The organism is Brevundimonas sp., from assembly GCF_013823285.1.
In the GTDB taxonomy this organism is placed as follows: Bacteria; Pseudomonadota; Alphaproteobacteria; order Caulobacterales; family Caulobacteraceae; genus Brevundimonas.
The window spans coordinates 1-25,254 of sequence record NZ_PNLV01000035.1; the positions used below are offsets into that span (position 1 = coordinate 1).

20 protein-coding genes and 1 tRNA gene are annotated in these 25,254 nt (G+C 70.2%); 14 read left to right on the plus strand and 7 right to left on the minus strand.

What is annotated here, in order from left to right:
• Positions 1–236 precede the first annotated feature (236 nt).
• The 4 genes from hemN to C0461_RS06940 form a co-directional block, all read right to left on the minus strand.
• Positions 237–1,631 carry an oxygen-independent coproporphyrinogen III oxidase gene (gene hemN, locus C0461_RS06925; RefSeq protein WP_292105145.1) on the minus strand — a complete coding sequence of 465 codons (1,395 nt, stop codon included), beginning with the start codon at positions 1,629–1,631 and terminating at the stop codon, positions 237–239.
• A 62-nt stretch (positions 1,632–1,693) separates the two neighbouring features.
• Positions 1,694–1,840, minus strand: a complete 147-nt coding sequence (cydX, locus tag C0461_RS06930; RefSeq protein WP_292105147.1) for a cytochrome bd-I oxidase subunit CydX — start codon at positions 1,838–1,840, stop codon at positions 1,694–1,696.
• A 19-nt stretch (positions 1,841–1,859) separates the two neighbouring features.
• The gene (gene cydB / locus C0461_RS06935) at positions 1,860–3,008 is read right to left on the minus strand and encodes a cytochrome d ubiquinol oxidase subunit II (protein ID WP_292105149.1); all 1,149 of its coding nucleotides are present in this window, start codon (positions 3,006–3,008) and stop codon (positions 1,860–1,862) included.
• Between the two features lie 26 nt (positions 3,009–3,034).
• Positions 3,035–4,618 (minus strand): cytochrome ubiquinol oxidase subunit I, encoded by a 1,584-nt coding sequence (locus tag C0461_RS06940; RefSeq protein WP_292105176.1) that lies wholly within the window; start codon positions 4,616–4,618, stop codon positions 3,035–3,037.
• A gap of 151 nt (positions 4,619–4,769) precedes the next feature.
• Here C0461_RS06940 and cydD point away from each other — a divergent pair, with 151 nt between their 5' ends.
• From cydD to C0461_RS06990, 10 genes are all read left to right on the plus strand, one after another.
• On the plus strand, positions 4,770–6,374 hold the full coding sequence (gene cydD / locus C0461_RS06945) for a thiol reductant ABC exporter subunit CydD (RefSeq protein WP_363377843.1): 1,605 nt from the start codon (positions 4,770–4,772) through the stop codon (positions 6,372–6,374).
• Complete coding sequence (locus C0461_RS06950; RefSeq protein ID WP_292105151.1) at positions 6,371–8,041, plus strand: ATP-binding cassette domain-containing protein; 1,671 nt, start codon at positions 6,371–6,373, stop codon at positions 8,039–8,041. The genes cydD and C0461_RS06950 overlap by 4 nt, the downstream gene beginning before the upstream one ends.
• A 203-nt stretch (positions 8,042–8,244) precedes the next feature.
• Positions 8,245–9,879, plus strand: a complete 1,635-nt coding sequence (locus C0461_RS06955) for a TldD/PmbA family protein (RefSeq protein ID WP_292105154.1) — start codon at positions 8,245–8,247, stop codon at positions 9,877–9,879.
• 21 nt (positions 9,880–9,900) lie between these two features.
• Positions 9,901–11,235: a TldD/PmbA family protein gene (locus tag C0461_RS06960; protein WP_292105156.1), complete on the plus strand. Its 1,335-nt coding sequence runs from the start codon at positions 9,901–9,903 to the stop codon at positions 11,233–11,235.
• An 11-nt stretch (positions 11,236–11,246) separates the two neighbouring features.
• Entirely contained in the window at positions 11,247–11,966 is a 720-nt protein-coding gene (locus C0461_RS06965) for a DUF4159 domain-containing protein (protein WP_292105158.1), read from the plus strand.
• Between the two features lie 29 nt (positions 11,967–11,995).
• Positions 11,996–12,994 carry a MoxR family ATPase gene (locus C0461_RS06970; RefSeq protein WP_292105159.1) on the plus strand — a complete coding sequence of 333 codons (999 nt, stop codon included), beginning with the start codon at positions 11,996–11,998 and terminating at the stop codon, positions 12,992–12,994.
• A gap of 9 nt (positions 12,995–13,003) precedes the next feature.
• Positions 13,004–13,891 (plus strand): DUF58 domain-containing protein, encoded by an 888-nt coding sequence (locus C0461_RS06975; RefSeq protein WP_292105160.1) that lies wholly within the window; start codon positions 13,004–13,006, stop codon positions 13,889–13,891.
• Entirely contained in the window at positions 13,888–15,042 is a 1,155-nt protein-coding gene (locus tag C0461_RS06980) for a BatA domain-containing protein (protein ID WP_292105161.1), read from the plus strand. Before C0461_RS06975 ends, C0461_RS06980 begins: the two co-directional genes overlap by 4 nt.
• The gene (locus C0461_RS06985) at positions 15,039–17,171 is read left to right on the plus strand and encodes a DUF4175 family protein (protein WP_292105162.1); all 2,133 of its coding nucleotides are present in this window, start codon (positions 15,039–15,041) and stop codon (positions 17,169–17,171) included. Before C0461_RS06980 ends, C0461_RS06985 begins: the two co-directional genes overlap by 4 nt.
• Positions 17,168–18,889, plus strand: a complete 1,722-nt coding sequence (locus tag C0461_RS06990; protein WP_292105163.1) for a hypothetical protein — start codon at positions 17,168–17,170, stop codon at positions 18,887–18,889. The genes C0461_RS06985 and C0461_RS06990 overlap by 4 nt, the downstream gene beginning before the upstream one ends.
• A 13-nt stretch (positions 18,890–18,902) precedes the next feature.
• Here C0461_RS06990 and C0461_RS06995 read toward each other — a convergent pair whose 3' ends face one another.
• From C0461_RS06995 to C0461_RS07005, 3 genes are all read right to left on the minus strand, one after another.
• The gene (locus C0461_RS06995; RefSeq protein ID WP_292105165.1) at positions 18,903–19,916 is read right to left on the minus strand and encodes an HWE histidine kinase domain-containing protein; all 1,014 of its coding nucleotides are present in this window, start codon (positions 19,914–19,916) and stop codon (positions 18,903–18,905) included.
• Between the two features lie 130 nt (positions 19,917–20,046).
• Positions 20,047–20,523: a hypothetical protein gene (locus C0461_RS07000; RefSeq protein WP_292105167.1), complete on the minus strand. Its 477-nt coding sequence runs from the start codon at positions 20,521–20,523 to the stop codon at positions 20,047–20,049.
• A 177-nt stretch (positions 20,524–20,700) separates the two neighbouring features.
• Positions 20,701–20,792: transfer RNA gene (locus tag C0461_RS07005), tRNA-Ser, on the minus strand.
• 100 nt (positions 20,793–20,892) lie between these two features.
• Here C0461_RS07005 and C0461_RS07010 point away from each other — a divergent pair.
• From C0461_RS07010 to C0461_RS07025, 4 genes are all read left to right on the plus strand, one after another.
• Entirely contained in the window at positions 20,893–22,470 is a 1,578-nt protein-coding gene (locus tag C0461_RS07010; RefSeq protein ID WP_292105169.1) for an exopolysaccharide biosynthesis polyprenyl glycosylphosphotransferase, read from the plus strand.
• A complete protein-coding gene (locus C0461_RS07015) occupies positions 22,470–23,921 on the plus strand; it encodes a lipopolysaccharide biosynthesis protein (RefSeq protein ID WP_292105171.1) in 1,452 nt (483 codons plus the stop codon). Before C0461_RS07010 ends, C0461_RS07015 begins: the two co-directional genes overlap by 1 nt.
• On the plus strand, positions 23,918–24,847 hold the full coding sequence (locus C0461_RS07020) for a glycosyltransferase (protein ID WP_292105173.1): 930 nt from the start codon (positions 23,918–23,920) through the stop codon (positions 24,845–24,847). Before C0461_RS07015 ends, C0461_RS07020 begins: the two co-directional genes overlap by 4 nt.
• Positions 24,847–25,254, plus strand: a 408-nt coding sequence (locus C0461_RS07025) for a polysaccharide deacetylase family protein (RefSeq protein ID WP_292105174.1), incomplete at its 3' end; no start/stop codon positions are given. The genes C0461_RS07020 and C0461_RS07025, both read left to right, overlap by 1 nt.

Below are 25,254 nucleotides of genomic sequence, written 5' to 3' on the forward strand. Positions count from 1 at the left end.
CCGAGATCAGCCACTCGCCGGCGCGGGGCGCGCGCCAGGCGTCGTCGCTCTGGGCCAGGGCGGGGGCGGCGCAGGTGGCCGCGGCCAGGGCGGTGAGGATAAAGGTCTTCGCTTTCATGATGTCATCCCCGACGCCCGGTCGCCTCATGCGGCCTCTGTGGCGTCTTGTGCAGAGGATGAACCGGGGCCGAAGCCCGCGCCTTGATTTAGCGCAAGTCCTTGCTGGAAAAGACGTTTCAGATCACGCGCGCATGACGGTCAGCGGGCAGGGCATGGGCGTCGAACACCGCACAAACGGCGCGCACGAACGGACGTCCCAGCGGGGTCACCGTCACCCGCGTCCCCTCGATCCTTATCAGGCCGTCCGCTGCGAACGGCTCCAGACGGCTCCAGACATCGCCCAGGCTGTCCGGATCGAGACCGTGAAGCCGGGTGCAGGCGTCCACATCCACCGCGAAGTCGCACATCAGCCGTTCGATGAGCGCGCCGATCAGGACGTCCTGATCGGTCAGGCCGACGCCGCGCGCCACCGGAAGCTGTCCCTTCTGGACCGCCTGGCGCCACTCGCGCTCCTGGACGAGGTTCTGCGAGAAGCCCTGCGGCGTCCGGCTGATCGCCGAGGCGCCCAGACCGATCAGCGTCGGGGCCGTGTCGGTCGTATAGCCCTGGAAATTGCGGCGCAGCCGTCCCGCCCTCTGCGCCGCGGCCATGGAGTCGTGAGGCAAGGCGAAATGGTCCAGGCCGATGGCGGTCCAGCCCTTGGCCTGAAGGTATCGTGTCGCCGCCTGACTTTGGAGGAAGCGGGCGTGGGCGTCCGGCAGGTCTTCGGTGCGGATCAGTTTCTGATGGGGCTTCATCCAGGGCACGTGGGCATAGCCGAACAGGGCGATGCGGTCGGGCTTCAGATCGGTGATCTGGCCCAGGGTCGTCACCACATTCACCTCGGTCTGCAGCGGCAAGCCGTACATCAGGTCCAGATTCAGCGAGGTCACCCCTTGCGCCCGCAGACCCTCGACGGCGCGGCGGATGGACTCGAAGGACTCCGGCCGGTTGACCGCCGCCTGCACCTTTGGCGACAGATCCTGAACGCCCAGGCTGGCGCGGCTCAGGCCGATCCGTCCGGCCGCCCGCATCCAGTCGTCGGTGAGAACCTCGGGATCCGGCTCGGCGGCGATGTCATAGCAGTCCGACAGGTCGAAGCGGGCGGCCAGGCCCGCCATCAGCCGTTCCAGTTCCTCGGGCGGCAGCATGTTGGGCGTGCCCCCGCCCAGATGGATCGACCCCACACGGACGCCCCGCCCCACATGTGCCAGCACCAGATCGGCTTCGGCCAGCAGCAGATCCACATAGCTGCTCATCACCGCCACGCGGTTCATCGCCCGCGTGTTGCAGCCGCAGTACCAGCACAGGCGCTTGCAGAACGGGATGTGCAGATACAGCGAAATCGGGGTGTCGACCGGCGCCGTCGACAGCCACTGGCCCCACCGCGCCCCGTCCACTTCCGCTGTGAACTGAGCGGCCGTGGGATAGGATGTGTAGCGCGGCGCATGGGCGTCATGGCGCGCGATCAGGTCGCGCACGATCTCCGGAGACGGGGCTGCGGAAGTGACGGACAGGCTGTGGCTGAGCATGGCGGGCGCGCTTCAAAAAAGGGCCGCGGCGCCCCGGACTGAAGCGCCGCGACAGTGGAGGGTCAGTGACCGGCTTCGGCGTCGTCGGAGTCCGGCGCCGAAAGCCCGGCGTCTCCTTCGTCGAACAGGCGGAATTCGTGCCACAGGCCGTTCAGGATGCCGAAGGCGACTGCGAGGCCCAAGCCCAGAATCCAGGCGAAATACCACATGGGATAAGAGCTCCTCGGCTCAGTAGAGGTCAGGGTTGGTCTTCAACTCGGCGGTGGAGGTGCGGCCCCACAGCACCCGGTAGACCCAGGTCGTGTAGATCAGGATCAGCGGCAGGAAGATGATCGTGCACACCAGCATGATGAACAGGGTCAGGTGACTGGAAGACGCGTTCCACACAGTCAGGCTGGAGGCCGGATCGATGGAGCTGGGCAGGATGAACGGGAACATCGACAGACCGACCGTGGAGATAATGCCCACCGTCGAGACCGAGGACCCGCCGAACGCCAGCACAGCGGATCGCCGCCATATGCCGGCCAGGGCCGCCAGGGCGCCGAGGAAGCCCAGAACCGGCGCCGCCATCATCCAGGAATAGGTCTGGTAGTTGGTCAGCCAGGCGCCCGGGACCGCTTCGGTCAGGGCGCGCAGCGGGTTGGACGGGCCCTGGACGTCCAGCACGCCGGTCACCGCATAGCCGACGCCGCCGTACGCCACATAGAAGCCGCCGGCCGCGAAAAGGATCAGCGACAGGATGGCGGCGATGGTGCCGTACGTTCTGGCCCGGTCCAGCACCGGTCCCCGCTCGGCCTTGATGCTCAGCCAGGCCGCGCCGTGCACCACCAGCATGGCGACCGAGAGCAGTCCGGCCAGCAGGCTGAAGGGGGTGAACAGAGCCAGCAGGGTGCCGTCATAGAAGATCCGCAGTTCGCTGGTCAGGCGGAACGGCGCGCCCAGCAGCACATTGCCCACCGCCACGCCGAACATCAGGGCCGGCACGAAACCGCTGATGAACAGGCTCCAGTCCCAGAACGCCCGCCACTTCGGCGACGTCCGTTTCGACCGGTACTTGAACGCCACCGGTCGCAGGATCAGGGCTGACAACACCAGGAACATGGCCAGGTAGAAGCCCGAGAAGCTGACCGCATAGACGAGGGGCCAGGCGGCGAAGATCGCGCCGCCGCCCAGGACAAACCACACCTGGTTGCCCTCCCAGGTCGCGCCCACGGTGTTGATCACCATGCGGCGTTCTTCGTCCGTCCGGGCCACGAAGGGCAGCAGCGCCCCCACGCCCAGATCGAACCCGTCGGTGAGGGCGAAGGCGATCAGCAGCACCCCCAGCAAGCCCCACCACAAGACGCGTAGCGTCGCAAAATCGATCGGCAGATCCATGATCGGATATCCTTTGAAAGACGAGGTCAGGCCACGGTCGGCGCGGGTTCCCGCGCGGCTTCGGCGGGCTGCGGGTCAGGGTCCCCGAACAGGCTGTGTTCGTGGAAAGGCCCCTTCTTGATGGTGTGCAGGATCAGTCCCACCTCCACGACGGCCAGGGCGCCGTAGAACAGGGTGAAGCCGATGATCGTGGTCCACAGCTGCGGAACGGTCAGGCTGGAAGCGCCCAGGAAGGTGGGCAGAACCCCCTCGACCGCCCAGGGCTGGCGACCCACTTCCGCGACGATCCATCCCAGCTCGGCGGCGATCCATGGCAGGGGCATGGCCAGCAGGGCCACCCACAGGAACCAGCGTGTCTCATGCCTGCGCAGGGTGCACAGGATGAAGGCCGTGGCGAACAGGGCGATCATCAGGAAGCCGATCCCCGCCATGATCCGGAACGTCCAGAACATCAGGGGCACATTGGGCACGGTGTCCCAGGCGGTGATCATGATCTGCTCCGGCGTGGCGTCGCGGGGATCCTCCACATAGCGCCGCAGCATCAGGCCGTAGCCCAGATCGTTGCGGTGGATTTCGAAGTCCGCACGGGCCTGCACATCGGTGGTGTCGGCCTTGATCCGCTCCAGGGCGTCATAGGCAAGCACCCCCCGCTCGATGCGGTCTTCGGCGACGGCGACCAGTTCGAAGATGCCGTCGACGGTGCCGTCCAGACTGCGGGTGGCGATGATGCCAAGGGCCCACGGAATCTGGATCTCGTAGCGGGTTTCGCGCGTGGCCATGTTGGGCATGCCGACGATGCTCAGCCCGGCCGGGGCTTCGTGGGTGTGCCACATGCCCTCGATGGCCGCGAGTTTCATCTTCTGGTTGTCGGTCAGGGCGTAGCCGCTCTCATCGCCCAGCACCACCACCGACAGGGACGCCGCCAGGCCGAAGGCTGCGGCCACGGTCATGGACCGCTTGGCGAAGCCCACGTGGCGCCGGCGCAGCAGGTAGAAGGCCGACACGGCGAGCACGAAGGCCGCCGCGATCACATAGCCGGCGGAGACCGTGTGGACGAACTTGGCCTGGGCCACCGGATTGAACAGCACGGCCATGAAGTCCGTCACCTCCATCCGCATGGTTTCCGGGTTGAAGGCCGAACCCACCGGGTTCTGCATCCAGCCGTTGGCGATCAGGATCCACAGGGCGGACAGGTTGGTGCCCAGCGCCACCAGGAAGGTGACGAACAGGTGGGTCACCGGCTTGAGCTTGTCCCAGCCGAAGAACATGAGGCCCACGAAGGTGGCTTCGAGGAAGAAGGCCATGAGCCCCTCGATCGCCAGCGGCGCCCCGAAGATGTCCCCGACGTAGTGGCTGTAATAGCTCCAGTTCATGCCGAACTGGAACTCCATGGTGATCCCGGTTGCGACGCCGAGCGCGAAATTGATGCCGAACAGGAGACCCCAGAACCGGGTGATCGTCCGCCAGATCGGCCGGCGGGTCATCACATAGATCGACTCCATGATGACCAGCATGAACGAGAGCCCCAGCGTCAGGGGCACAAAGAGGAAGTGGTAGAGGGCTGTCAGCGCAAACTGCAGCCTGGAGAGGTCGACGACCGCAAGGTCGATCATGGCTGAAGACTCCTGGAATCGGCCCCGACGACCGATGTCTCACGGCCCTTAGCCGGGACCGGGCTTCCCCGACTTTGATCCTGATCAAAGTGCGCATTCGCCGCAGGACCTAGAGCAACCCGGTGAGTTTCCGGGACGACATCTGATCATGACCATGACCGCAGTGCGCGACCTCGCACCCGCCGCCTGGCTGAAGGCCACGGCGCGACCCTGGAAGCGAAAGGTCGCGGTCACGACGCTGCTGACCGTCGCCGACGTGGCGCCGGCTATCGGCTTCGCGGGCGGTCTGGCCATGACCGTCGCCCGGTTCGGAGATGGACTCGCGGCGGCGGCCCCCTGGCTCGCCCTGGCGGTGTTCAGCCTGATCCTGCGCGGGCTCGTCAGCCAGGGCATGCTGACCATGGGCGCGACGGTGGCCAGGGACGTGAAGGCCGACGTGCGCGCCCGGCTGCTGGCGGATCTTTTCCGGCGGGGCCGTCGTTCAGCCGACCGTCTGGCCGCGCCGGTCGAGGGTGTTGCAGCGCTGGACGGCTACTACGCCCGCTTCCTGCCGCTTCGCATCGCCGCAGGGGTCTCGCCGCTGATCATCATCGCGGCGGCGGCCATGGCCAGCCCGGTCACGGCGGGTCTGCTGGTCTTCACCCTGTTTCCCTTCATCGTCGGCATGGCCCTGGCCGGGTCCGCCGCCGCCACCGAAAGCCGCCGCCAGTTCTCGGCGCTGGAGCGGCTGTCCGGCCTGTTCATCGACCGCATCCGCGCCTTGCCCGCTGTGCTGGCCTTCGGCGCCGAGGCGCGCGTCACCCAGGAGATCGCCGACGCCTCCCGCGAGCTGGAGACCCGCTCGGCCCGGGTCATGCGGGTGGCCTTCCTGTCCTCGGCGGTGCTGGAGTTCTTCTCCGCCCTGTCGGTGGCGCTGGTGGCCGTCTACTGCGGCTTCAATCTGCTCGGCCTGCTGCCGTTTCCCGTGCCTGAGGCCCTGACCCTGGCGCAGGCCTTCTTCGTCCTCGCCCTGGCCCCGGAGGTCTATCATCCGCTGCGCCGGCTGGCCGCAGCCTACCATGACCGTCAGGCCGCCGAGGCCGCCGTCCCTTCGCTGATGGTCGAGGCGGCCGTGCCTGAGCGTCAGGTCGACCTGCCGATGACCGCGCCCGCCGTTCGCTTCAAGGAGGTGCGCATCGCCTGGGGTCCCGGCGCCCCGGTGATCGACCGCTTCACCCTGGATGTGCGCCCCGGCCAGATCGTGGCCCTGACCGGCGCCAGCGGGGTGGGCAAGTCCAGCCTCCTGCACCTGCTGCTCGGCCTCGCTCCGCTTTCCGGCGGCCAGGTGGAGGTCGGCGGCGCGTCCCTCGGCGAGGCTGGCCATTTCGCAGGCCAGATCGCCTGGGCGGGCCAGAACCCCGTCATCATTCCCGGAACCCTGGCGGACAACATCCGGGTCGCCGACCAGACGGCCTCCATCGAACAGGTCTCGCAGGCCGCCCGCGCGGCGGGGCTGAACCTCTCTCTTGACCGGGTTCTGGACGAGCGTGGCGGCGGTCTCTCCGGCGGCGAACGCCGCAGGCTCGGCATGGCCCGCGCCATGCTCAAGCGCGCCCCCCTCATGCTGCTGGATGAACCCACGGCCAATCTGGATTCCGCGAGCGAAACCGCAATGCTGGATTTGATCCGCAAGGCCGCCAAGGGCCGCACCACGCTGATCGCCACCCACTCCCCGGCCGTGGCGGCCATGGCCGACCGCGTGGTGCGGCTGTGAGCCGGGCCGTCGAGGGCGCGCGCATCCGCGCCATGATCGCCGGGCAGCGCCGCCTCGAGCGGAGCCGGCTCAGGCTGGCGGCCGCCGGCGGCGCCGCGGTCTCGGTGGCGGCGGTCTGTCTGCTGGGCCTGTCCGGCTGGTTCATCACCGGCGCGGCCCTGGCCGGCGTGGCGGGCCTGCTGGCCGCCCAGACCTTCAACTATCTGATGCCCAGCGCCATCATCCGCCTGCTGGCCATCATCCGCACCGGCGCGCGCTACGTGGAGCGGGTCGCCGGCCACGAAGCCGCCCTGCGGGCCCTGTCCCGGCTGCGGCCCCAGCTGTTTAGCGCGCTGGCCGCCGCCCCGCCGGAACGGGCCCTCGGCCTGTCCTCCGGCGAGGCGTCCGCCCGTCTGATCCAGGACGTGGATGCGATCCAGACCCTGTTCGTACGCCTGTCCACCCCGTGGGCGCTGGGCGCCGGGGCCATGTCCGCCATCATCCTGACCAGCATGGCGACGCCCACGGCGGGCCTGCTCCTGGCGCTGACCCTCGGCATCGGCGCCTTCGGGTCGGTGATTCTGGCGCGCCGGCTTGCGGATCCGGCCGGGCGCGAACTGCAGGTGGCAGTCGGCGCGCTCAAGGACCATATCGGCGCCCTTGAGGCCGCCGCCCCGGAGATGAAGGCCTACGGGCTGCAGGACTGGGCCGCCGACAGCGTCGCTTCAGTGGCCGCCCGGCACGACGCCATCCAGACGCGCCTGACCCTGGCGGCGGGATGGATCGCCCTGTGGCAATCCGGCGTCACCGCCCTCGCGGTGGTGCTGGTCGTGCCCGCCACCGTCGGCGCCTCCCTGCCCATGACCGCCTTGGCGGCGCTGGCGGCGGTGATGGGCGTTGAGGCCGCCTCCGGACTCGCCGGAGCGCTCCATCAGAACGGCGCCGCCGCCCAGGCCATGAGCCGCCTCGAAGACCTGACATCCGCACCCTCCGCCCACCTTCAGGCCGAGGCCACATCGCGCGGTCTGGGACTGCCCGCCCGCAACATCGCGCTGACGCCGGGCATGCGGCTGAGCTTCACGGGCCCGTCGGGCGTGGGCAAGACCAGCCTGATCGAACGACTGGCCGGCCTGCGCCCCGCCCGGCCCGGCGAGTGGTTCGTCGGCGAAACCGACGCCGCGCACCTACGTCCGGAAGGTCGCCGCACGCTGTTCGCCTACGCTGCCCAGGATGTGCGCCTGCTCGACGGCACGGTGCGCCAGAACCTGCTGCTGGCGGGCCCGGCCGATGACGCCGCCCTGTGGCGCGCCCTGGAGGATGCGGCGCTCGCGGACCGCATCCAGGCCGATCCCCGCGGGCTCGACGCCCCTGTGGGCGCCGGGGGCGAGTTCCTGTCGGGCGGCGAACGCCGCCGGCTGGGTCTGGCCCGCGCCTATCTCAGGAATGCGCCCTGGCTGTTGCTGGACGAGCCCACTGAAGGTCTCGACGCCGCCACGGAGGGCCGGGTGCTCGAAGCGCTGGAGCGCCGCCTGGCCCGGACCGGCCAGGGCCTTCTGATCGTCAGCCACCATCCCGCCCCGCTCAGCCTATGCCAGGTCATGGTCGAGGTTGGAGAATCGCACGACCCGCTCAAGGCGGTGGATACAGGCGCCCTGCCGCCAGTCCGGGACCGCGCCTCGGCGTCGTGAATTTCAGCAGGGGAGACCCTTGGCGGGGCGGGTCTTCCCGGTCGTCCTCACAAAATTCTCATGCCCTTTCACGCTGCAGGATTTGACCCCGCCCCCCCGGGGGACAAGAGTGCGCCCCCTCGCGACCGCCTCGACTCGAGTGCGGGTCGATCAGTCAGTCGTTCGCCGCCGTGGATGCGGCGAACATCGGGGGAGATTGAGACTTGGATAGACGTCAGTTCCTCGCCGCGTGCGGCATCGGAGCGGGGGGCGCGCTGCTGCCCGGTTTCGCTGGAAGGGCTATCGCCGCCCAGCAGTTGGTCGAGACCATCGACCTCGCGGTCAAGAAGCGTCTGGCCGACGCCGGACTCAGCGCGGCCTCCGGGGCCGGCGCCAGCTATTGCGACGTGCGCGTGGGCCGCTACCTGCGCCAGTTCGTCATCACCCGCGAAGCCAACGTCCAGAACATCGTCAACACCGAGTCCACCGGCGTGGGCGTGCGGGTGATCGCCGACGGCGCCTGGGGCTTCTCGGCCACCAACACCATGACGCCCGAGGCTGTGGCCGAGGCCGCGAGACTGGCCACCGCCATCGCCCGCGCCAATGCCCGCAACCAGACCCAGCCGGTTCAACTGGCGCCCACGCCGGGCGTGGGCGAGGTCAGCTGGCGCACCCCGATCCAGCGCAACGCAATGGAAGTGCCGATCCAGGAGAAGGTCGACCTGCTTCTGGCGGTCAACAACGCGGCGATGCAGGCGGGCGCCAATTTCGTCAACTCCCAGCTGTTCCTGGTCAATGAACAGAAGTATTTCGCCAGCACCGACGGGTCCTACATCGACCAGGACGTGCATCGCATCTGGGCGCCCTTCTCGGTGACCGCCGTCGACCAGACCACTGGCAAGTTCCGGTCCCGCGACGGCCTGTCGGCGCCCATGGGCCTTGGCTATGAATATCTGGATGGTCGCGCCGAGGAGAAGATGGTGTCGCCCAACGGAGTGGTCAGCTATCGCAACTCCTACGACATGGTCGAGGACGCCATCGCCGCCGCCCACCAGGCCCGCGAAAAACTCACGGCCAGATCGGTGGAGCCGGGCCAGTACGACCTGGTTCTGGACCCCAACCATCTGGGCCTGACCATCCACGAGTCCATCGGCCACCCGCTGGAGCTGGACCGGGTGCTGGGCTACGAGGCCAACTATGCGGGCACCAGCTTCGCCACCCTGGACAAGCGTGAGGAGCGCTTCCAGTACGGCAGCGAGATCGTCAACGTCTTCGCCGACAAGACCGAGGTCGGCAGCCTCGGCGCCGTAGGCTATGACGACGAGGGCGTGGCGACCAAGAGCTGGCCCCTGATCCAGAACGGTCATCTGGTGGATTATCAGACCACCCGCGATCAGGCCCACATCCTGGGCAAGACCGAGTCCGACGGCTGCTCCTACGCCGACTCCTGGTCCACGGTGCAGTTCCAGCGCATGCCCAACGTCTCGCTGCGCCCGGGCGCGACGCCCATGACCGCCGCCGACATGATCGCCAATGTGGAGAACGGCATCTACATCCTGGGCCGCGGCTCCTTCTCCATCGACCAGCAGCGCTACAACGCCCAGTTCGGCGGCACCCTGTTCTTCGAGATCAAGGACGGCCGGATCACCCAGCCGCTGGAGGACGTGGCCTACCAGATCCGCACGCCCGAGTTCTGGAACGCCTGTTCGGCCATCTGCGACGAGAGCGACTATCGTCTGTTCGGCTCGTTCTTCGACGGCAAGGGGCAGCCCAGCCAGGTCTCGGCCGTCAGCCACGGGTCGCCGACGACCCGCTTCGACGGCATCAACGTCATCAACACCGCGCGCTCGCTCGGCTGATCGGATCGGGGAAAGAACACAATGAGCATCATGACCGAATCCGAAGCCCGGACGATCCTGGAGAAGGTGGTCGCCCTGTCGACGGCCGACGAGTGCGTCGCCCAGTTGACCGGCTCTGTCGACGGCAACATCCGCTTCGCCCTGAACAACGTCTCCACCAGCGGCGTGGTCAGCAACACGGAACTCTCGGTGCAGGTGGCCTTCGGCCGCCGCGTCGGGACCGCCGCCATCAACGAGTTCTCCGACGACGCGCTTGAACGTGCGGTCCGGCGGGCCGAGGATCTGGCCCGGCTGGCGCCCGAGAACCCCGAGTTCATGCCGGCGGTGGGCCCCCAGACCTATCGCCCCACCGCGACCTGGAGCGACGCCACCGCCGCCGTCACGCCGGAACAGCGGGCCGAGGTGGCCCGGGCCTCCATCGAGCCCTGCCGCGCCGAGAACCTGATCGCCGCCGGCTTCCTGGACGACAACGCCCGCTTCGTGGCCTTCGCCAACAGCAACGGCGCCTTCGGCTATCAGCGCGCCACGGGCATGGACTACACCTGCACCGTGCGCACAGAGGACGGCACGGGTTCGGGCTGGGTCGGCCGCAACCTGCAGGACATCAGCGGCTTCGATCCGGCCGCCGACATCCAGGTGGCCATGCGCAAGGCGGCGGCCTCCGCCGAGGCGCGCGCCCTTGAGCCGGGCAAGTACACCGTCATCCTGGAGCCCGCCGCCGCGTCCGGCCTGATCACCTTCATGACGCGCTACTTCGATGCGCGTCAGGCCGATGAGGGTCGCAGCTTCCTGTCAAAGGCGGGCGGCGGCAACAAGCTCGGCGAACAGGTCTTCGACCCGCGTGTGAACTTCATCAACGACCCCTGGCACGAGGGCGCCGAGACCCTCCCCTGGGACGGTGATGGCCTGCCGCGCGAGCGTCAGGCGCTGGTCGAGAACGGCCGCATCGCGAACCTGAACTACTCGCGCTACTGGGCCGACCGGCAGGGACAGCCCGTCGTGGGCCAGCCGGGCAATCTGATCATGCTGGGCGGAACCAAGTCGACTACCGATCTGGTGCGCGAGACCGAGCGGGGCATCCTGGTGACCCGCACCTGGTACATCCGCATGGTGGACCCGCAAACGGTGCTGCTGACCGGCCTGACCCGTGACGGGACCTTCTACATCGAGAACGGCGAGCTCCGTTACCCGGTGAAGAATTTCCGCTTCAACGAGTCGCCGGTGATCATGCTCAACAACATCGATGACCTGGGTCGGCCGGTGCGGGTGGCGGGGAACAACTCGTCCTTCACGGTGATGATCCCGCCCATGCGGATCCGCGACTTCACCTTCACGTCCCTGTCGGACGCGGTCTGACCGGTGCGCGCGTGTCTCAGGGCTCGATGACGCGCGCGGACTGCCTTCGACTGCTGACCGGCGGCGCGGCCGGGGCCCTTCTGGGAGCCCTGCCCCGCGCCGCCGGCGCGCAGCCGGTCTATGATTTCTGGTTCACCCGGCTGCGCTATGACTCCGGCAACTGGGACGTGGACCGGCGCATGCCGTCCAACATCCTGACCTCGCTGGTGGATTACACCAACCTGCGCGTCGATCCGCAGGAGCGCGTGATCAGCCTGGCCGATCCGGCCATGCTGACCGCCCCGTTCTGCTATCTGTCAGGCCACACCCTGGTGGAGTTCAACCAGGCCGAGGCCGCCAATTTCGAGCGCTATGTGCGCAACGGCGGGTTCGTCTTCGTGGACGACTGCAACCACGACATCGACGGCCTGTTCGCCCGGTCCTTCGAGCGGCAGATGGCCCGCATGTTCGGGGACGACGCGCTGGTGACCCTGCCCAACGATCACCCGATCTACTCGAGCTTCTTCACCTTCGACGGCCCGCCCACGACCAGTTTCGAACTGAACGGCTGGGGCGACGACCTGGTGCACGACTACCTCAAGGGCATCGTCATCAATGGCCGGGTCGCGGTCCTTTACAGCAACAAGGATTACGGCTGTGAGTGGGACTATGACTGGCGCAACAAGCGCTTCCTGGCCGAGGACAACACCCGGTTCGCCGTCAACATCATCATCTACGCCCTGACCGCCTGATTTCGTTCGACTTCCTCCCCGGAGTTCCGATGAGTACGCCAACCGAGTCCGACGTCGCCGCAAGGCTGGAGCAACTGACCCGGCTGCGCGAGGCGATCGGCCAGGCCGTGGTTGGCCAGGATGAGGTGGTCGAGCAGCTCCTGATCGGCCTGCTGGCCGGCGGCCACTGCCTGATCGAGGGCGTGCCCGGCCTGGGCAAGACTCTGCTGGTCCGCACCCTGGGCCAGGCCCTGTCGCTGGAGTTCCGGCGCGTGCAGTTCACCCCGGACCTGATGCCCAGCGACATCCTCGGCACCGAGGTGCTGGAGGAGGATCACGGCACCGGCCACCGCCATTTCCGCTTCCAGCCCGGGCCGGTGTTCACCAATCTGCTGCTGGCCGATGAACTGAACCGCACCCCGCCCAAGACCCAGGCGGCCCTGCTGGAGGCCATGCAGGAGCAGACCGTCAGCTACGCCGGGGTGACCCACGCCCTGCCCGAGCCGTTCTTCGTACTGGCCACCCAGAACCCCCTGGAGCAGGCGGGCACCTATCCCCTGCCCGAGGCCCAGCTGGACCGCTTCCTGCTGAACATCCGGGTGAACTATCCTACCGAGGCCGAAGAACGCGCGATTCTGGTGCAGACCACGGGCCGGGCGTCGACCCCGGTCCAGCCGGTGATGAACGGCAAGGACATCCTGACCCTTCAGGCCTGGTGCCGGGATGTCCATGTCAGCGACGGCCTGCTGGGCTGGATCACCGCCCTGGTGCGCGCCAGCCGCCCGGGGCCGGACGCGCCGCAGGTGGTGCGCGACTATGTGGCCTGGGGCGCCGGACCCCGTGCGGGACAGGCGCTGGTTCTGGCGGCCAAGGCCCGGGCCATGCTGCACGGGCGGCTGGCGGCCACCCGCGAGGATGTGGCGGCCCTGGCGGCGCCGGTGATGCGGCACCGGATCCTGCTGTCTTTCGCCGCCGAGGCGGAGCGAAAGTCCGCCGACGATGTCATCGCCGGGCTGCTCGCCGCCCTGCCCGCGCCGGCCGGAGACTAGGGTCCCGTCGTGTCCCCCCTCGCCCTGCCCCCTGACATGCGCAGCCGACTGCGGCGCCTGTCTCTGGTTCCGCGGCGCGCCGCCACCCTGACCGGGGCCGGCGCCCACGCCAGCCGCAATCGCGGCGGCGGGCTCGAGTTCGCGCAATACAGGGCCTACGAACGGGGCGACGACCTGCGGCAAGTGGACTGGAAGCTGTACGCCCGGTCGGATCGCTTCTTCGTTCGCGACGCCGAGCGGGAAAGCCCGCTGGCCCTGTGGATCGTCATCGACGCCAGCGCCTCCATGGCCCAGGCTGATGTGGCCCGGCCGGACTGGTCGCGCTTCGACGCCGCGCGCCGCATCGCCGCGGGCCTGATGGAGATCGCCCTGCGCCAGGGCGACCGCTTCGGCCTGGTGGTGGAGGCCGGAGACGGTCCCCTCATCATCGAACCGGGCGCCGGGCCGCGCCATCGCGATCAGATCCTGCTGGCGCTCGGAAGGCTCCATGCGGGCGGCGCCGGATCATGGGCGCGCGACATGGCCACGTTCGGCGGGAGGATGGGGCGCAGCGACCTGATCGTCCTGATCACCGACGGCTTCGACGAGGATTGTATCGAGGCTGCAGAGACGTTGGCCCGGTCCGGACGCGACCTGTGCCTGATCCAGGTCCTGACCGCCGACGAACGCGACTTCCCTTTCAGGCATGGGCATCGTTTCCGCGACGTGGAGGGCGGCGCCGAGGTGCTGGGCGACGGCCGGGCCATGCGCGACGACTTCCTCGCCCGCTTCGCCGAGGCCCGCGCGGCGCTGGACGCCCGCCTCGACGCCCTGGGCGTCCGGCATGCCGCCCACTTCATCGACCAGCCCGCTGACCAGCCGATCCGCGACCTGTTCCGCACAGGCGGCCGCCGATGACGCCGGCCCTGCTCCTGCCCATGGCGCTGGCTGCGCTTGCGGCGCTGGCGATCCCGGTCGTCATCCACATCACGCGGCGGACCGAGAGCCGCGTCATCGATTTCGCCGCCCTGCGCTGGCTGACGCCCAGCCCCCGGCCGCGCAGACGCCCCCGGATCGACGAACGACGTCTGTTGCTGCTGCGCCTGCTGTTGCTGGCCGCCCTCGCCCTGTGGCTGGCCCGGCCGGTGCTGTGGGGCGTTGAGGACGCCCGCCCGGTCATCGCCGTCGCGCCTGGCGTGGATCCCGCACCGGTCATCGAGGCGGCGCCGCGCGACGCCCGGCTCGTTTGGCTGGCTCCCGGTTTTCCGCGTCTCAACGACCCAGCCCCCCGGACCGCCGCCGACATGGTCAGCCTGATCCGTCAGCTGGACGCCGAACTGTCTCCGGACGCCCCGCTGGATGTGGTCGTCCCGCCCGTGCTGGAGGAGGCCGACGCCGTCCGCCCCCGCCTGACGCGCCCCGTCAACTGGCGGGTGTCCGATCAGGCTGTCAGGGCCGAACCGCCCATGCCCGCCGCCGCCCCTGCCCTGACCGTCCGCCATTCCGCTGAAGCCCGGGACAGCGTGCGTTACGTCAGCGCCGCCGCCGGCGCCTGGGCGCCGCCGGACGCGGAGCCCCGGCTCGATCTGGCCGCCATTGACCAGCCTCTGCCCCGGGAAACCCGCCATCTGGTCTGGCTGGCGGCCGGCCCCCTGCCGGAAGCCGTCGCCGACTGGATCGAGGACGGGGGCGTCGCGCTGCTGTCCCATGACGCCCGTCTGGATCTGGGTGCCCCGCCGGTCCCGGTCTGGAGCGACGCCGGGGGCCGACCCCTGGCGACCGCCGGCATCCACGGCCGGGGGCGCGTCGTCCAGTTCACCCGCCCGCTGGAGCCGGCGGTCATGCCGCAACTGCTCGACGCGGACTTCCCCGACGCGCTGGAGCGCCTTCTGGTCCCGCCCGCCCCGCCGACCCGCGTCGCCGCCGCCGAGCATGCCCCCCTTGTCGGCGCGCGCGCCTACGCCCTGCCGCCGCTGGGCATCCGGCCCTGGCTGGCCCTGCTGATCGCCCTGCTGTTCGCGGCCGAGCGCTGGCTCGCCACCAGCGCCAGACGGGGTGCGGCGCCATGAGCCTCCACCCCGTGCTCGTCCGCCATCAACGCGCCGTCCGCAACCGCCTCTGGCTGGAGGCGCTGGCCATCAGCCTGCCGATCGTGCTGGCCTGCGGCGTCCTCGGCTGGCGTCTGTCCGGACTTCCTGTCGCGCTGGTCCTCGCCCTGGCGACAGCCGGACTGCTCGCCCTGGCTGCCGTGCGCCGGGCCCGGTCCTGTGGTCCCAGCTGGCTGGCCGCCCGTCTCGACGCCGCCGCGCCCCGCTTCGAGGACAGCAGCGACCTGCTGTTCCAGGACCCCGCCCCCCTGCACGGGTTCGCCGGTCTCCAGCGCCGCAGACTTGAGGCCAGACTGGAGGATTCGCCGGGCCTGGACCTGCGCCCCGACTGGTCGCGCCGCAGAATCGTCGGCGCCTGGCTGGCCGCCGCCGTGGTGATCATGGCCGCCCTGTTCTGGCCGGCAGACCGGGCGGCGCCGACAGCTCCCCCCGACCCCGCCTCCGAAGCCGCCGTGCCGGACGCGCCCCGCATCACCCGGACGCGCCTTCGCATCGTGCCGCCCGGCTACACCGGCCTCCCTGCCCGCGAGCAGGCCGAGCTGGACGCGCGCGTGCCCGTCGGATCGCGGGTCGAATGGCTGCTGGATGTGTCGCCGCGTCCGGACGGCCTGTCCGCCGCGTTCCCGGAAGGCGGCCGCCTCGCCTTCAGCCGCCGCCGCGATCGCTGGAGCGCGACGCGGGTCATCGACCGGTCCACCCTCTACCGCATCGAGGCGGACGGCATGCCGCGTCAGCGCCTGCATCGCATCGACGCCCTCGAGGATGCCCCGCCGGTTGTCAGCCTGGTCACGCCGGACAGCCAGCTCGTCCTCGCCGCCGCAGGCCAGACCACATGGGCGCCCATCTTCGAGGTCAGCGACGACTATGGCGTCTCGGCCACCGCCGAGCTCCGCATCACCATCACCCAGGGCGAGGGCGAGGCCATCACCTCGGAAAGCCGCACGCTCACCCTTCGAGGACGCGGCGACGGGCGCAGCAAGCGGTTCTCCACAACGCTGAACCTTGCGCGCGAAGGGCTCGTCGGACCCGGCGACCTGATCGTCCAGCTGGTGGCGCGCGACAACCGGCGGCCGCAGAACCAGGTCACCGAAGGCCCCAGCGTCATTCTGCGCCGGTCCGCGGCGCTCGGTTCGGCGGACGGACTGGACGGCTTGCTGCGGCCTGTCATGCCCGCCTGGTTCGCCAGCCAGCGTCAGATCATCATCGACGCCGAGGCCCTTGTGGCGGAACGCGGCGACGTCGAGCCCCGGCGGTTCCTGGACCGGTCCAACGGTCTCGGCGTGGACCAGGCGCGTCTGCGCCTGCGCTATGGCCAGTTCCTGGGCGAGGAGTCGGAAGGCGGCGGGCTGTCCCTGCCCACCAACGACGCCCCGGCCCTGCCGACCAACGACACGCCCACCCCCGCACCCGCGCCCGAGGTGCACAGCCATGATGACGGCCACGACCATTCGGACGAAGAACTGGCGTCGTTCGGCTCGGCCGTCGACGTGCTCCGCGAATACGGCCACGCCCATGACGACGGGGACGCTGCCACCCTGTTCGACCCCGGCACGCGGTCGACTCTCGGCAACGCCCTGGACGCCATGTGGAGCTCCGAGCGGGCGCTGCGTCAGGGACGGCCGGAGGAGGCCCTGCCCTTCGCCTATCAGGCGCTGGAGTTCCTGCAGGAGGCGCAGAGAGCCGACCGCGTGTTCCTGCCGCGAACCGGCTCTGATCTGCCGCCGCTGGACATGTCCCGGCGCCTCACCGGTGATCGTGACAATATCGGCGCGCGCCTGCCGCCCGCGCCGCGCACGAATGCCGACCCGACGCTTGAGCGGGCGTGGCGCGCCCTGGACGGGCGACCGGGCGGCGACCGGATCGATCTGGACGCGCTTGAGCGATGGGTGCGCGCCGCGTCCGGCCGACTGGAGGATCCCCTCGGCCTGATCGCCGCCATCGACACCCTGCGCGCCGAGCCGGGCTGCGCCGATTGCCGCCTCGCCCTGCGCGCCCTGCTGTGGGACGCCATGGGCGTCACGCCCGCGCGGGTCGAGCGCCGTGAAGCGCCGGAGCGTCGGGGCCGCCGGTATCTGGAGGCGCTGCAATGAGCGACGGGGGGATGACCCTGCATTGGCTGACGGCCGCCGTGATCGCAGCGGCGGTGCTGGTCGGGACCGCTCGCCTCCTGCTCTGGCGCCGCGCCTCGCGGGTCGACACGCCGCTCTGGCGGCTGGGCGCCCTGGCGGGTCTGCAAATGACAGCCGCCGTTCTGCTGTATCTGACTCTCAATCCGCCGGCCACGGTGGTGGGCGCCGCCGCCCTACGCGTCGTGACGCCCGGACAGGTCGCCGAGGCGGGGCCCGGGGAAATCCCGGTCGCCCTGCCGGAGTCCGATGCCGTGGACGTCGTCCGCGTCCCCGATCTGGCGACAGCCCTGCGTCGGTTCCCCGAGGCGCAGTCCATCCGCGTGTCGGGCGACGGTTTGCCTCCCCGGGATCAGGGCGCCCTGCCCGTTCCACTCGAGTACGAGCCGGGACCGGCGCCCGTGGGGCTGGTGGAATTCTCCTCGCCCTCTCCGGTCGCGCCCGGCGCCGGCTTCGAGGCGGGCGGGCGGGTCGGGACCCTCGCGAGCGGCGTCGTCGAGCTGGTCGATCCCGCCGACCAGGTCGTCGCCCGAGCACCCGTGGAAGCCGGAGATCAGTTCCAGCTCACCGCCTACACACGGGCGGCCGGGCTCGCCCTGTTCCACCTGCGCCTGCGCGACGCCCAGGGCGATCTGGTGGAGGAGATCGCCGTTCCCGTCGAAACGCGGGACGCCGCCGCCATCCGCATGGTGGTGCTGGCCGGCGCGCCGAATCCTGAGGTGCGACAGGTCCGGCGCTGGGCCGAAAGCGTCGAACTGGACGTCAGCCTTCAGGTCGATCTGGGCGCGGGCCTCAGGCTGGGAGACGCCGCCCCCCTCACGGCCGCCGGCCTCTCGGAGGTCGACCTGCTGGTGATCGACGACCGCCGCTGGGAGACCCTGCCGGGGGCCTCACGCGCCGCCGTCGCCTCGGCGGTGCGTAGCGGCATGGGCCTGCTGCTGCGCCCAACGGGCCCCCTCGGCGGCGAGACCCGGCGTCAGTGGGCCGCGCTGGGCGTGTCGCTCTCCGGCGCGGGGGACGCCGTCGCCCCCCCCGACGAGTCCGAGGCCCTGACCCGCCTTGACCTGACCCATGACGGTTCCGCTGCGGTCTCCATCCTGCTCGACGATCAGGAGGCGGTCACGGCCAGTTGGTCCGGCCTGGGACTCGGCCGCGTGGGCGTGATCACAGTGGTCGACACCTACGCCCTGGCCCTGACCGGCCGACCGGAGCAGCACAGCCGCATCTGGGGCGCCGTCGTCTCCGCCCTCGCACGCGCCGATGATCAAGCCCGTCCGGAGATTGAGGGCCTGGCGTGGTCGGGTCGGCGCGTGGCGGTGTGCGATCTGCAGGACGAGGGCCGGGTCATTGACCCAACCCGAGCCGCCCACAGCCTGATCATCGACCCCGGGGCCGGCGCCCGCCGCTGCGCCGCCTGGTGGCCGGAGACCGCCGGATGGCATGTGGCCGTGGACGACCGGGATCAGCCAACCCCCTTCTATGTTCACCCCGCCGATGCGGCCTCTTCGCTGCTTCGCGCGGCAGACCGCCAGGCCACGCTGAATATGGCCGCGGCCACGCCGGACGCGGACGCGCACGGCCAGAGACGCGTCGCTGGATCGCCCTGGCCATGGTTCACCGCCCTGCTCGCAGTTCTGGCCCTGCTGTGGTGGCTGGAGCGGCGCAGGCCCCGGCAGGACTAGACTGCGCAGCCGCTCAGGCGCGGAGCGGGGAAGGGTCCGCCGGCTGGCCCTGCCGGGTCTCCTCCTCATCCTTCAGGGCCAGCACCATGCTGCAGTGTGCGCCCTGCGGAGGAAACTGGATGTGCGCCCGCCCGCCCTCCTCATTCGCGAAGGTCTGCCGGATCAGCCGGGCGCCGAACCCTTCGCGCGTCGGCGGGACGACCAGGGGACCGCCGCTCTCCCTCCACAACAGGGTCAGGAAACGGGCTCCTTCCCCGTTGTGTGCCAGGTTCCAGTCGATGGCGACCCGGCCGTCGGGCGTGCTGAGCGCGCCGTATTTCGCGGCGTTCGTCGCCAATTCATGGCAGGCCAGCGACACACTCACCGCCTGGGACGGGTGCAGACGGACAAGCGGACCCTGAAGCCGGATCGGCGATGGATGCCGTTCGTAGGGCGCCAGCACCTCGCAGATCAGCGCCCGGAGATCGGCGCCGGCCCAGTTTTCGTTCACCAGCACGTTGTGGGCCTGGGACAGGGCGATCAGGCGGTTGGCGAGGCCGTCGCGAACCGGTTTGTCGACCCCGGCCGCCCTCAGTCCCTGTTCCGCGATCGACTGAACCGTCGCCAGGGTGTTCTTCACCCGGTGGTTCAGTTCGTTCAGCAGAAGAACCCGCTGCTCCTCCGCCCGCTTCGCGGCCGTCTCGTCGCGAAAGATCTTCGCCAGAAGCCCGCTGTCGCCAAGGTCCACGGTGACGCCGTTGCCCCAGAACAGGCCGCCATCCTTGCGCTGGTGCCAGCGGCTGTCCTCTGCCCTGCCGGCCCGCAAGGCGGTTTCGATCTCGGCCCGGGGCATGCCGGCCGCCTGGTCCGCCGGGGTGAAGAGTTCGGCGAAGTCCATGCCGAGCGCGTCCTTGCGGGTGTAGCCGGTGATGGCCTCGGCTCCGGCGGCCCACGCCGTGATGTGGCCGTCGGGCGCCAGGCCGATGATGCCGTGGCTCCGGACATTCTCGATGATGAGCCGTGCGAGCGAGATGTCGTTGAGGGGCATGGTCGGTCCTTCGATGCACAGTTCAAACGATGAACTCGCATCGAAGGTCCCCCGCCGCGCGAATATAGGGCGGGCCTGCCGGGCCTGTCCGTCGGGCGGTCGCCGCCGCCGTCGGCTGAAGAGGCGGCGCCTACCCTCGGCGCCCGCCGTGCACCGCCAGAACCACCGTGACCACCCCGGCCGCGACGATCAGCGCGTCCTCGATCAGCCCGCTACGGGTCTGTCCGATCCGCCGCATGCCTTCCTTGCGCCCCGCCAGGGTGGCGTAGGCCAGGGGCACGGCGGTCCCAACCGCCAGCCCGGCGCCCAGCCGCTCACGGCCGCGCGGCGCCAGGGCCGCACCGGCGATGCCCGCGCTCATGACCCGCGCCAGCAGACCCGGAAAAACCGTGCGGTCCGGCGCCGAGCGCATCTTGTCGCCCAGCAGTTCGCCCACGCCCATGACCAGGGCCCCGACCTTGAACAGCGGATGATCCAGCAACAACAGCCGCCCCGGCGTCCTGCGCCGCATCAGCCGCGCGCCGGCGATCGCGGCCATGGGGGTCATGGACCGCGCGCTGGCGACGGCGCCGATGAGGACGGAGGGGAGCAGGCTGGGAAGGGTCATGCCGCTTCAACCGCGCCGGGCGGGAGAGGTTCACCTCCCTGCCCTCACAATGTTCACCAGAAGCGTTTTCGGGCGAAGGCGTGGCCCGAGCCGGATTTCAGATAGCGTTCGAAAGCCGCGGCTGAAAGGGCGGAGGGCCAGTCCTGCGAAGCGCGAAGCGCGAAGCGCGAAGCAGGATGGCGGAGACGGAGGGATTCGAACCCTCGGTACCCCTTACAGGGTACGACGATTTAGCAAACCGTTGCCTTCAGCCACTCGGCCACGTCTCCGGTTCGGCTCCGATAGCGGCTCGGGCGCGCCGACGCAATCCGGGTTTGCGACGTTAACGCGAAATCCACGGCGGAATGGTTGGATGACGGCCAGACCAGAATGGCCGCCATGTTCTCGATCCAGACCAGACCAGACGACGCGCCCGCTGCGGACGCGCCCGCGACCCTCGACGCCGCCGGGCTTCAGGCCCTGGCGTCGGGCGCCGTGGCGCGTGGAGCGGGCAAGGCTGACGGCCGCGCCCGGCGGGGCCCCTTCCGCCCCGAGGTGTGGCTGAACGCGCGTCAGCGCCATGCCTCGCGTCTGGCCGCTCACTGGTTCCGCGCCATCGACGGCCTTGCGGTGATTGCCCTGACCCTGCTGTGCGCCGCCGCCGCCAGTCCCTCAGGCCTGCTGGGCGCGCCCCTGTCCGCGGTTCTGCCGTTCGCGGTCGGGGCGTTGGTCCTGCTGGCGGCGCTGAAGGGGTCCGGCGTCTACGGCTTCTCCCGCAACCGCCGTCTGGTGGTCCACATGGGGCTGGTCAGCGCCTCGGTGGCCGGCGCCGGCCTGATCGCCGTCCTGCTGGCCGCCATCCTCGCGCCCGCCCCCATGATCGGCCCGGTGCTGGTGTGGAGCGGACTGAACCTGATCGTGCTGTACGGCCTGCACATGGCCTGGTGCGACCGGGTCCGGGGCTGGCGCGCCGACGGAACCCTGACCCCCAATGTGGTGGTGGTGGGCGCCACCAGACACGCCGAGAAACTGATCCGCGAGGCCCTGCAGCGCCGCGACCTGAACGTGCTGGGCGTGTTCGACGACCGGCTGGCCCGCTCCCCCGACAGCGTCGAGGGCGTGCCGGTGCTGGGCGACACCGAGGCCCTGCTGACCCATCGCATGACGCCCTATGTGGACCACATCGTCCTGGCCGTGGACCCCGCCGCCCGCGAGCGGGTGCGCGACCTGATGCGCCGTCTGGGCGGCCTGCCCAACGAGGTCACCCTGCTGGTGGACCCCAGGGCCGCCGAAGACCGCAACGCCGCCCTGGAGAAGCTGGCCCGCGCGCCCCTGGCCTCCCTCAGCAACCCCGACCCGGACCGCGCCGCCTTCAACAAGCGGCTGCAGGACCTGATCATCGGCGGCCTGATGCTGGTCGGCCTCATGCCCGTGTTCGCCGTCGTCGCCCTGATGGTGCGGCTGGACAGCCCCGGCCCGATCCTGTTCCGCCAGCGCCGCCACGGCTTCAACAATGAAGAGATCGTGGTGTGGAAGTTCCGCTCCATGCGTCACGAGGCCGCCGACGCCACCGCCTCGCGCCAGGTCACCGCCGACGACGACCGCATCACCCGTGTCGGCCGGTTCCTTCGCGCCACCAGTCTCGATGAGCTGCCCCAGCTGATCAATGTGCTGAAGGGCGAGATGTCGCTGGTGGGCCCTCGCCCCCACGCCATCGGCATGAAGACCGGCCAGATCGAGTCCGCCCGCCTCGTCGCCGAATACGCCCACCGCCACCGCATCAAGCCCGGCATGACCGGCTGGGCCGCCATCAAGGGCTCGCGCGGCCCCCTGCACACCGCCGCCGAGGTGCGCCGCCGGGTGCAGCTGGACGTGGACTATGTGGAGCGCCAGTCCTTCTGGCTGGACCTGTGGATCATGGCCGTCACCGTGCCCGTGTTGCTGGGCGACCGCGTGGCTGTACGCTGATGTTCTGGCGCGGCGTCTGGGGCTATCTGCCCGCCAACATCGTGCAGGGCGTGGTGGGTTTTCTGGCCATCGTGGTCTTCACCCGACTGCTCAGCCCCGAGGATTTCGGCCGCTACGCCCTGGCCTATTCGGTGTTCACCCTGGCCCATGTGGCGGTGTTCACCTGGCTGGAGGCGGCCATGGCCCGCTACTGGGCCGCCGAGACGCCGGAAACCGGCCTCGCCGACCATTTCGCCAGCCTGTACCGCGCCGCCTTCTGGCTGTCCGCCGCCTTCATCCCGCTGGTCATCCTCGGCCTCATGCTGTGGCCGGTTGAGCCGGCGTTCCGTCTGGCCCTGGGCGTCGCCCTTATCGGCGTGCCCGTCCGCAGCCTCGCCAAGCTGGCGCAGGAGCGGTACCGCGCCTCGGGCGAGGTCGGGAAAGCGGCGGGCCTCGACATGGCCACCGTCATCGGCGGCTTCCTCATCGGCGTCATCTTCGCCCTCGCCGGTCTGGGCGGCGCCGCCCCCCTGCTGGGCCTGTTGCTGGCCCCCCTGTTCGCCCTGCCCTTCATCCTGCCCGGCGAGCTGAAACACGCCCGCGGCGGACGGCCCGACCCGGCCCGGCTCAAGCGATACGCGACCTTCGGCTATCCCATCGCCGCGTCCCTGATCCTGTCGCTGGTGCTGGCCTCCACCGACCGCTTCCTGCTGGCGGTGTTCATGAACGAGGCGGCGGTGGGCGCCTATCATGCGGGCTATTCCATCGCCAACCGCACCCTGGACGTCATGTTCATCTGGCTGGGCGCCGCGGGCGCGCCGGCCATGGTCATGGCGCTGGAGCGCGGCGGCCGCGAGGCCCTCCAGACCGCCGCCCGCGAACAGGCGGGGCTGTTCGTCCTCGTCGGCCTGCCGGCCGCCGTGGGCGTGATGCTGGTGGCCCAGCCGCTGGCCGAGGTGCTGATCGGTCAGGACCTGCGCTCCGCCGCCGCCCTCATCACCCCCTGGATCGCCCTGGGCGCGGCCCTGTCCGGGGTGACGGTCTACTATTTCAATCAGGTCTTCACCCTCGGTCACCGCACCGACCGCATGCTGCTGACCATGGCGGTCCCGGCCATCGCCAATGTCATCCTCAACCTGATCCTGATCCCCCGCTTCGGTGTGCTGGGCGCAGCTTGGGCCACGGCGGCCAGCTTCACCCTGGGCCTGCTCGCCTCCATCCTCATCGGCCGCACCGTCATGCGCCTGCCCATCCCTTGGGAGGCCCTGATCCGCTGCGGCGTGGCCTGCGCCGTCATGGCGGGCGTGGTGTCCCTGATCCCCGCCGTGGGCGGTCCCGTGGAGCTGATCGCCAAGGCCGCCATCGGCGGCGCGGTCTACGCCGCCGTCGCACTCACCGTGAACGCCGCCGGGGTCCGCGACACCGGCCGCCGCCTCCTCAACGCCTACAGAACCCGCGGAGCCGAGGCATGAGCCGCACCGTCGCCAACGCCCGCTGGCGGGGCAAGCGCCCGGCCCTGTCGGTGCTGATCCCCTTCTACCGGGACGATCCCTGCGACCTGCTGCGCGACCTCAATGACGAGGCGGGTCAGGTGGGCCGCTCGGTGGAGGTCATCGTTCTGTCCGACGGCGGCGGCGACGCCGATCTGGTCGCCCGGGTCGAGGCCGTCATCAAGGCCATGGCCCTGCCCGCCCGCCTGATCGATCTCAAGAAGAATGAGGGCCGCTCGAAGGGCCGCAACCGCCTCGCCGCCGCCGCCCGTGGCGGCAGCTTCCTGTTTCTGGACAGCGACATGCGGCCGGATCATCGCCGCTTTCTTCAGGCCTGGGCCGATCTGGCGGCCCACGAGGATCCGGCCGTGGCCTTCGGCGGCTTCTCCCTGCTGCAGGCGCCCGACGAGCCCCGCTTCGCCGTCCACCGGGCCCTGGCGACCCGCTCCGAATGCGTCCCGTATCAGGAGCGCGCCCGCCAGCCGGAGAAATACGTCTACACGTCCAACCTGCTGGTCCGCCGCGACGTGTTCGAGGCGGAAGCCTTCGACAGCGCCTTCACCGGCTGGGGCTGGGAGGACGTGGAATGGGCCATGCGCGTGTCGCGCCGGTTCCGCGTGGTCCATCTGGACAATCCGGCCACCCACATGGGTCTGGACACCGCCGGGGCCCTGGCCGCCAAATACGAACAGTCTGCGCCCAATTTCGCCCGCGTGGTGGCCCGCCACCCCGACATCGTCTCCACCTACCCCAGCTACAAGGCCGCCCGCCTGCTCAAGCGCGCCCCGGGCATGGGTCTGGCCCGGCCCTTGCTGAAGAGGGTGGCGATGACCGACTGGCTGCCCGCGGGAACGCGCGCCTTTTCCCTGCGCCTCTACCGGGCCGCCCTCTATGCGGAGGCCGTCTGATGCAGCAACCCCGGGCCCAGCCCTACAACGCGGACTCAAGCCTGCTGGGCAAGGTGCGCCGCCGCATGGTGCGCCTCATGCATCGCCGCCCCGCCCGCCTGTCCCACACCGGCCCGGTGGTCAGCTTCACCTTCGACGACGTGCCGATTTCGGGCGCCGAGGCAGGCGCAGCCATTCTGGAACAGGCCGGCGCGCGCGGCACATACTATGTCTGCGCTGGGCTTTTCGATCAGCCGGGCGATATGGGCCGCTACGCCAACCAGTCGGAGATCGCGCGCCTGTCCGACGCAGGCCACGAGATCGCCTGCCACACCTGGTCCCATCTGGACTGCGGCCTGGCTGACGAGGCCGCCATCGGCGCCGACGCCGACCGCAACGCCGACGCCCTGACCGTCTTCGGCGCGCCG

Coding starts and splice junctions, on each gene's coding strand:
- hemN (WP_292105145.1), bottom strand. CDS start 1,631: ATGCTCAGCCACAGCCTGTCCGTCACTTCCGCAGCCCCGTCTCCGGAG.
- cydX (WP_292105147.1), bottom strand. CDS start 1,840: ATGTGGTATTTCGCCTGGATTCTGGGCTTGGGCCTCGCAGTCGCCTTC.
- cydB (WP_292105149.1), bottom strand. CDS start 3,008: ATGGATCTGCCGATCGATTTTGCGACGCTACGCGTCTTGTGGTGGGGC.
- cydD (WP_363377843.1), top strand. CDS start 4,770: ATGACCATGACCGCAGTGCGCGACCTCGCACCCGCCGCCTGGCTGAAG.
- C0461_RS06960 (WP_292105156.1), top strand. CDS start 9,901: ATGAGCATCATGACCGAATCCGAAGCCCGGACGATCCTGGAGAAGGTG.
- C0461_RS06970 (WP_292105159.1), top strand. CDS start 11,996: ATGAGTACGCCAACCGAGTCCGACGTCGCCGCAAGGCTGGAGCAACTG.
- C0461_RS06980 (WP_292105161.1), top strand. CDS start 13,888: ATGACGCCGGCCCTGCTCCTGCCCATGGCGCTGGCTGCGCTTGCGGCG.
- C0461_RS06985 (WP_292105162.1), top strand. CDS start 15,039: ATGAGCCTCCACCCCGTGCTCGTCCGCCATCAACGCGCCGTCCGCAAC.
- C0461_RS06990 (WP_292105163.1), top strand. CDS start 17,168: ATGAGCGACGGGGGGATGACCCTGCATTGGCTGACGGCCGCCGTGATC.
- C0461_RS06995 (WP_292105165.1), bottom strand. CDS start 19,916: ATGCCCCTCAACGACATCTCGCTCGCACGGCTCATCATCGAGAATGTC.
- C0461_RS07000 (WP_292105167.1), bottom strand. CDS start 20,523: ATGACCCTTCCCAGCCTGCTCCCCTCCGTCCTCATCGGCGCCGTCGCC.
- C0461_RS07010 (WP_292105169.1), top strand. CDS start 20,893: ATGGCCGCCATGTTCTCGATCCAGACCAGACCAGACGACGCGCCCGCT.
- C0461_RS07015 (WP_292105171.1), top strand. CDS start 22,470: ATGTTCTGGCGCGGCGTCTGGGGCTATCTGCCCGCCAACATCGTGCAG.
- C0461_RS07020 (WP_292105173.1), top strand. CDS start 23,918: ATGAGCCGCACCGTCGCCAACGCCCGCTGGCGGGGCAAGCGCCCGGCC.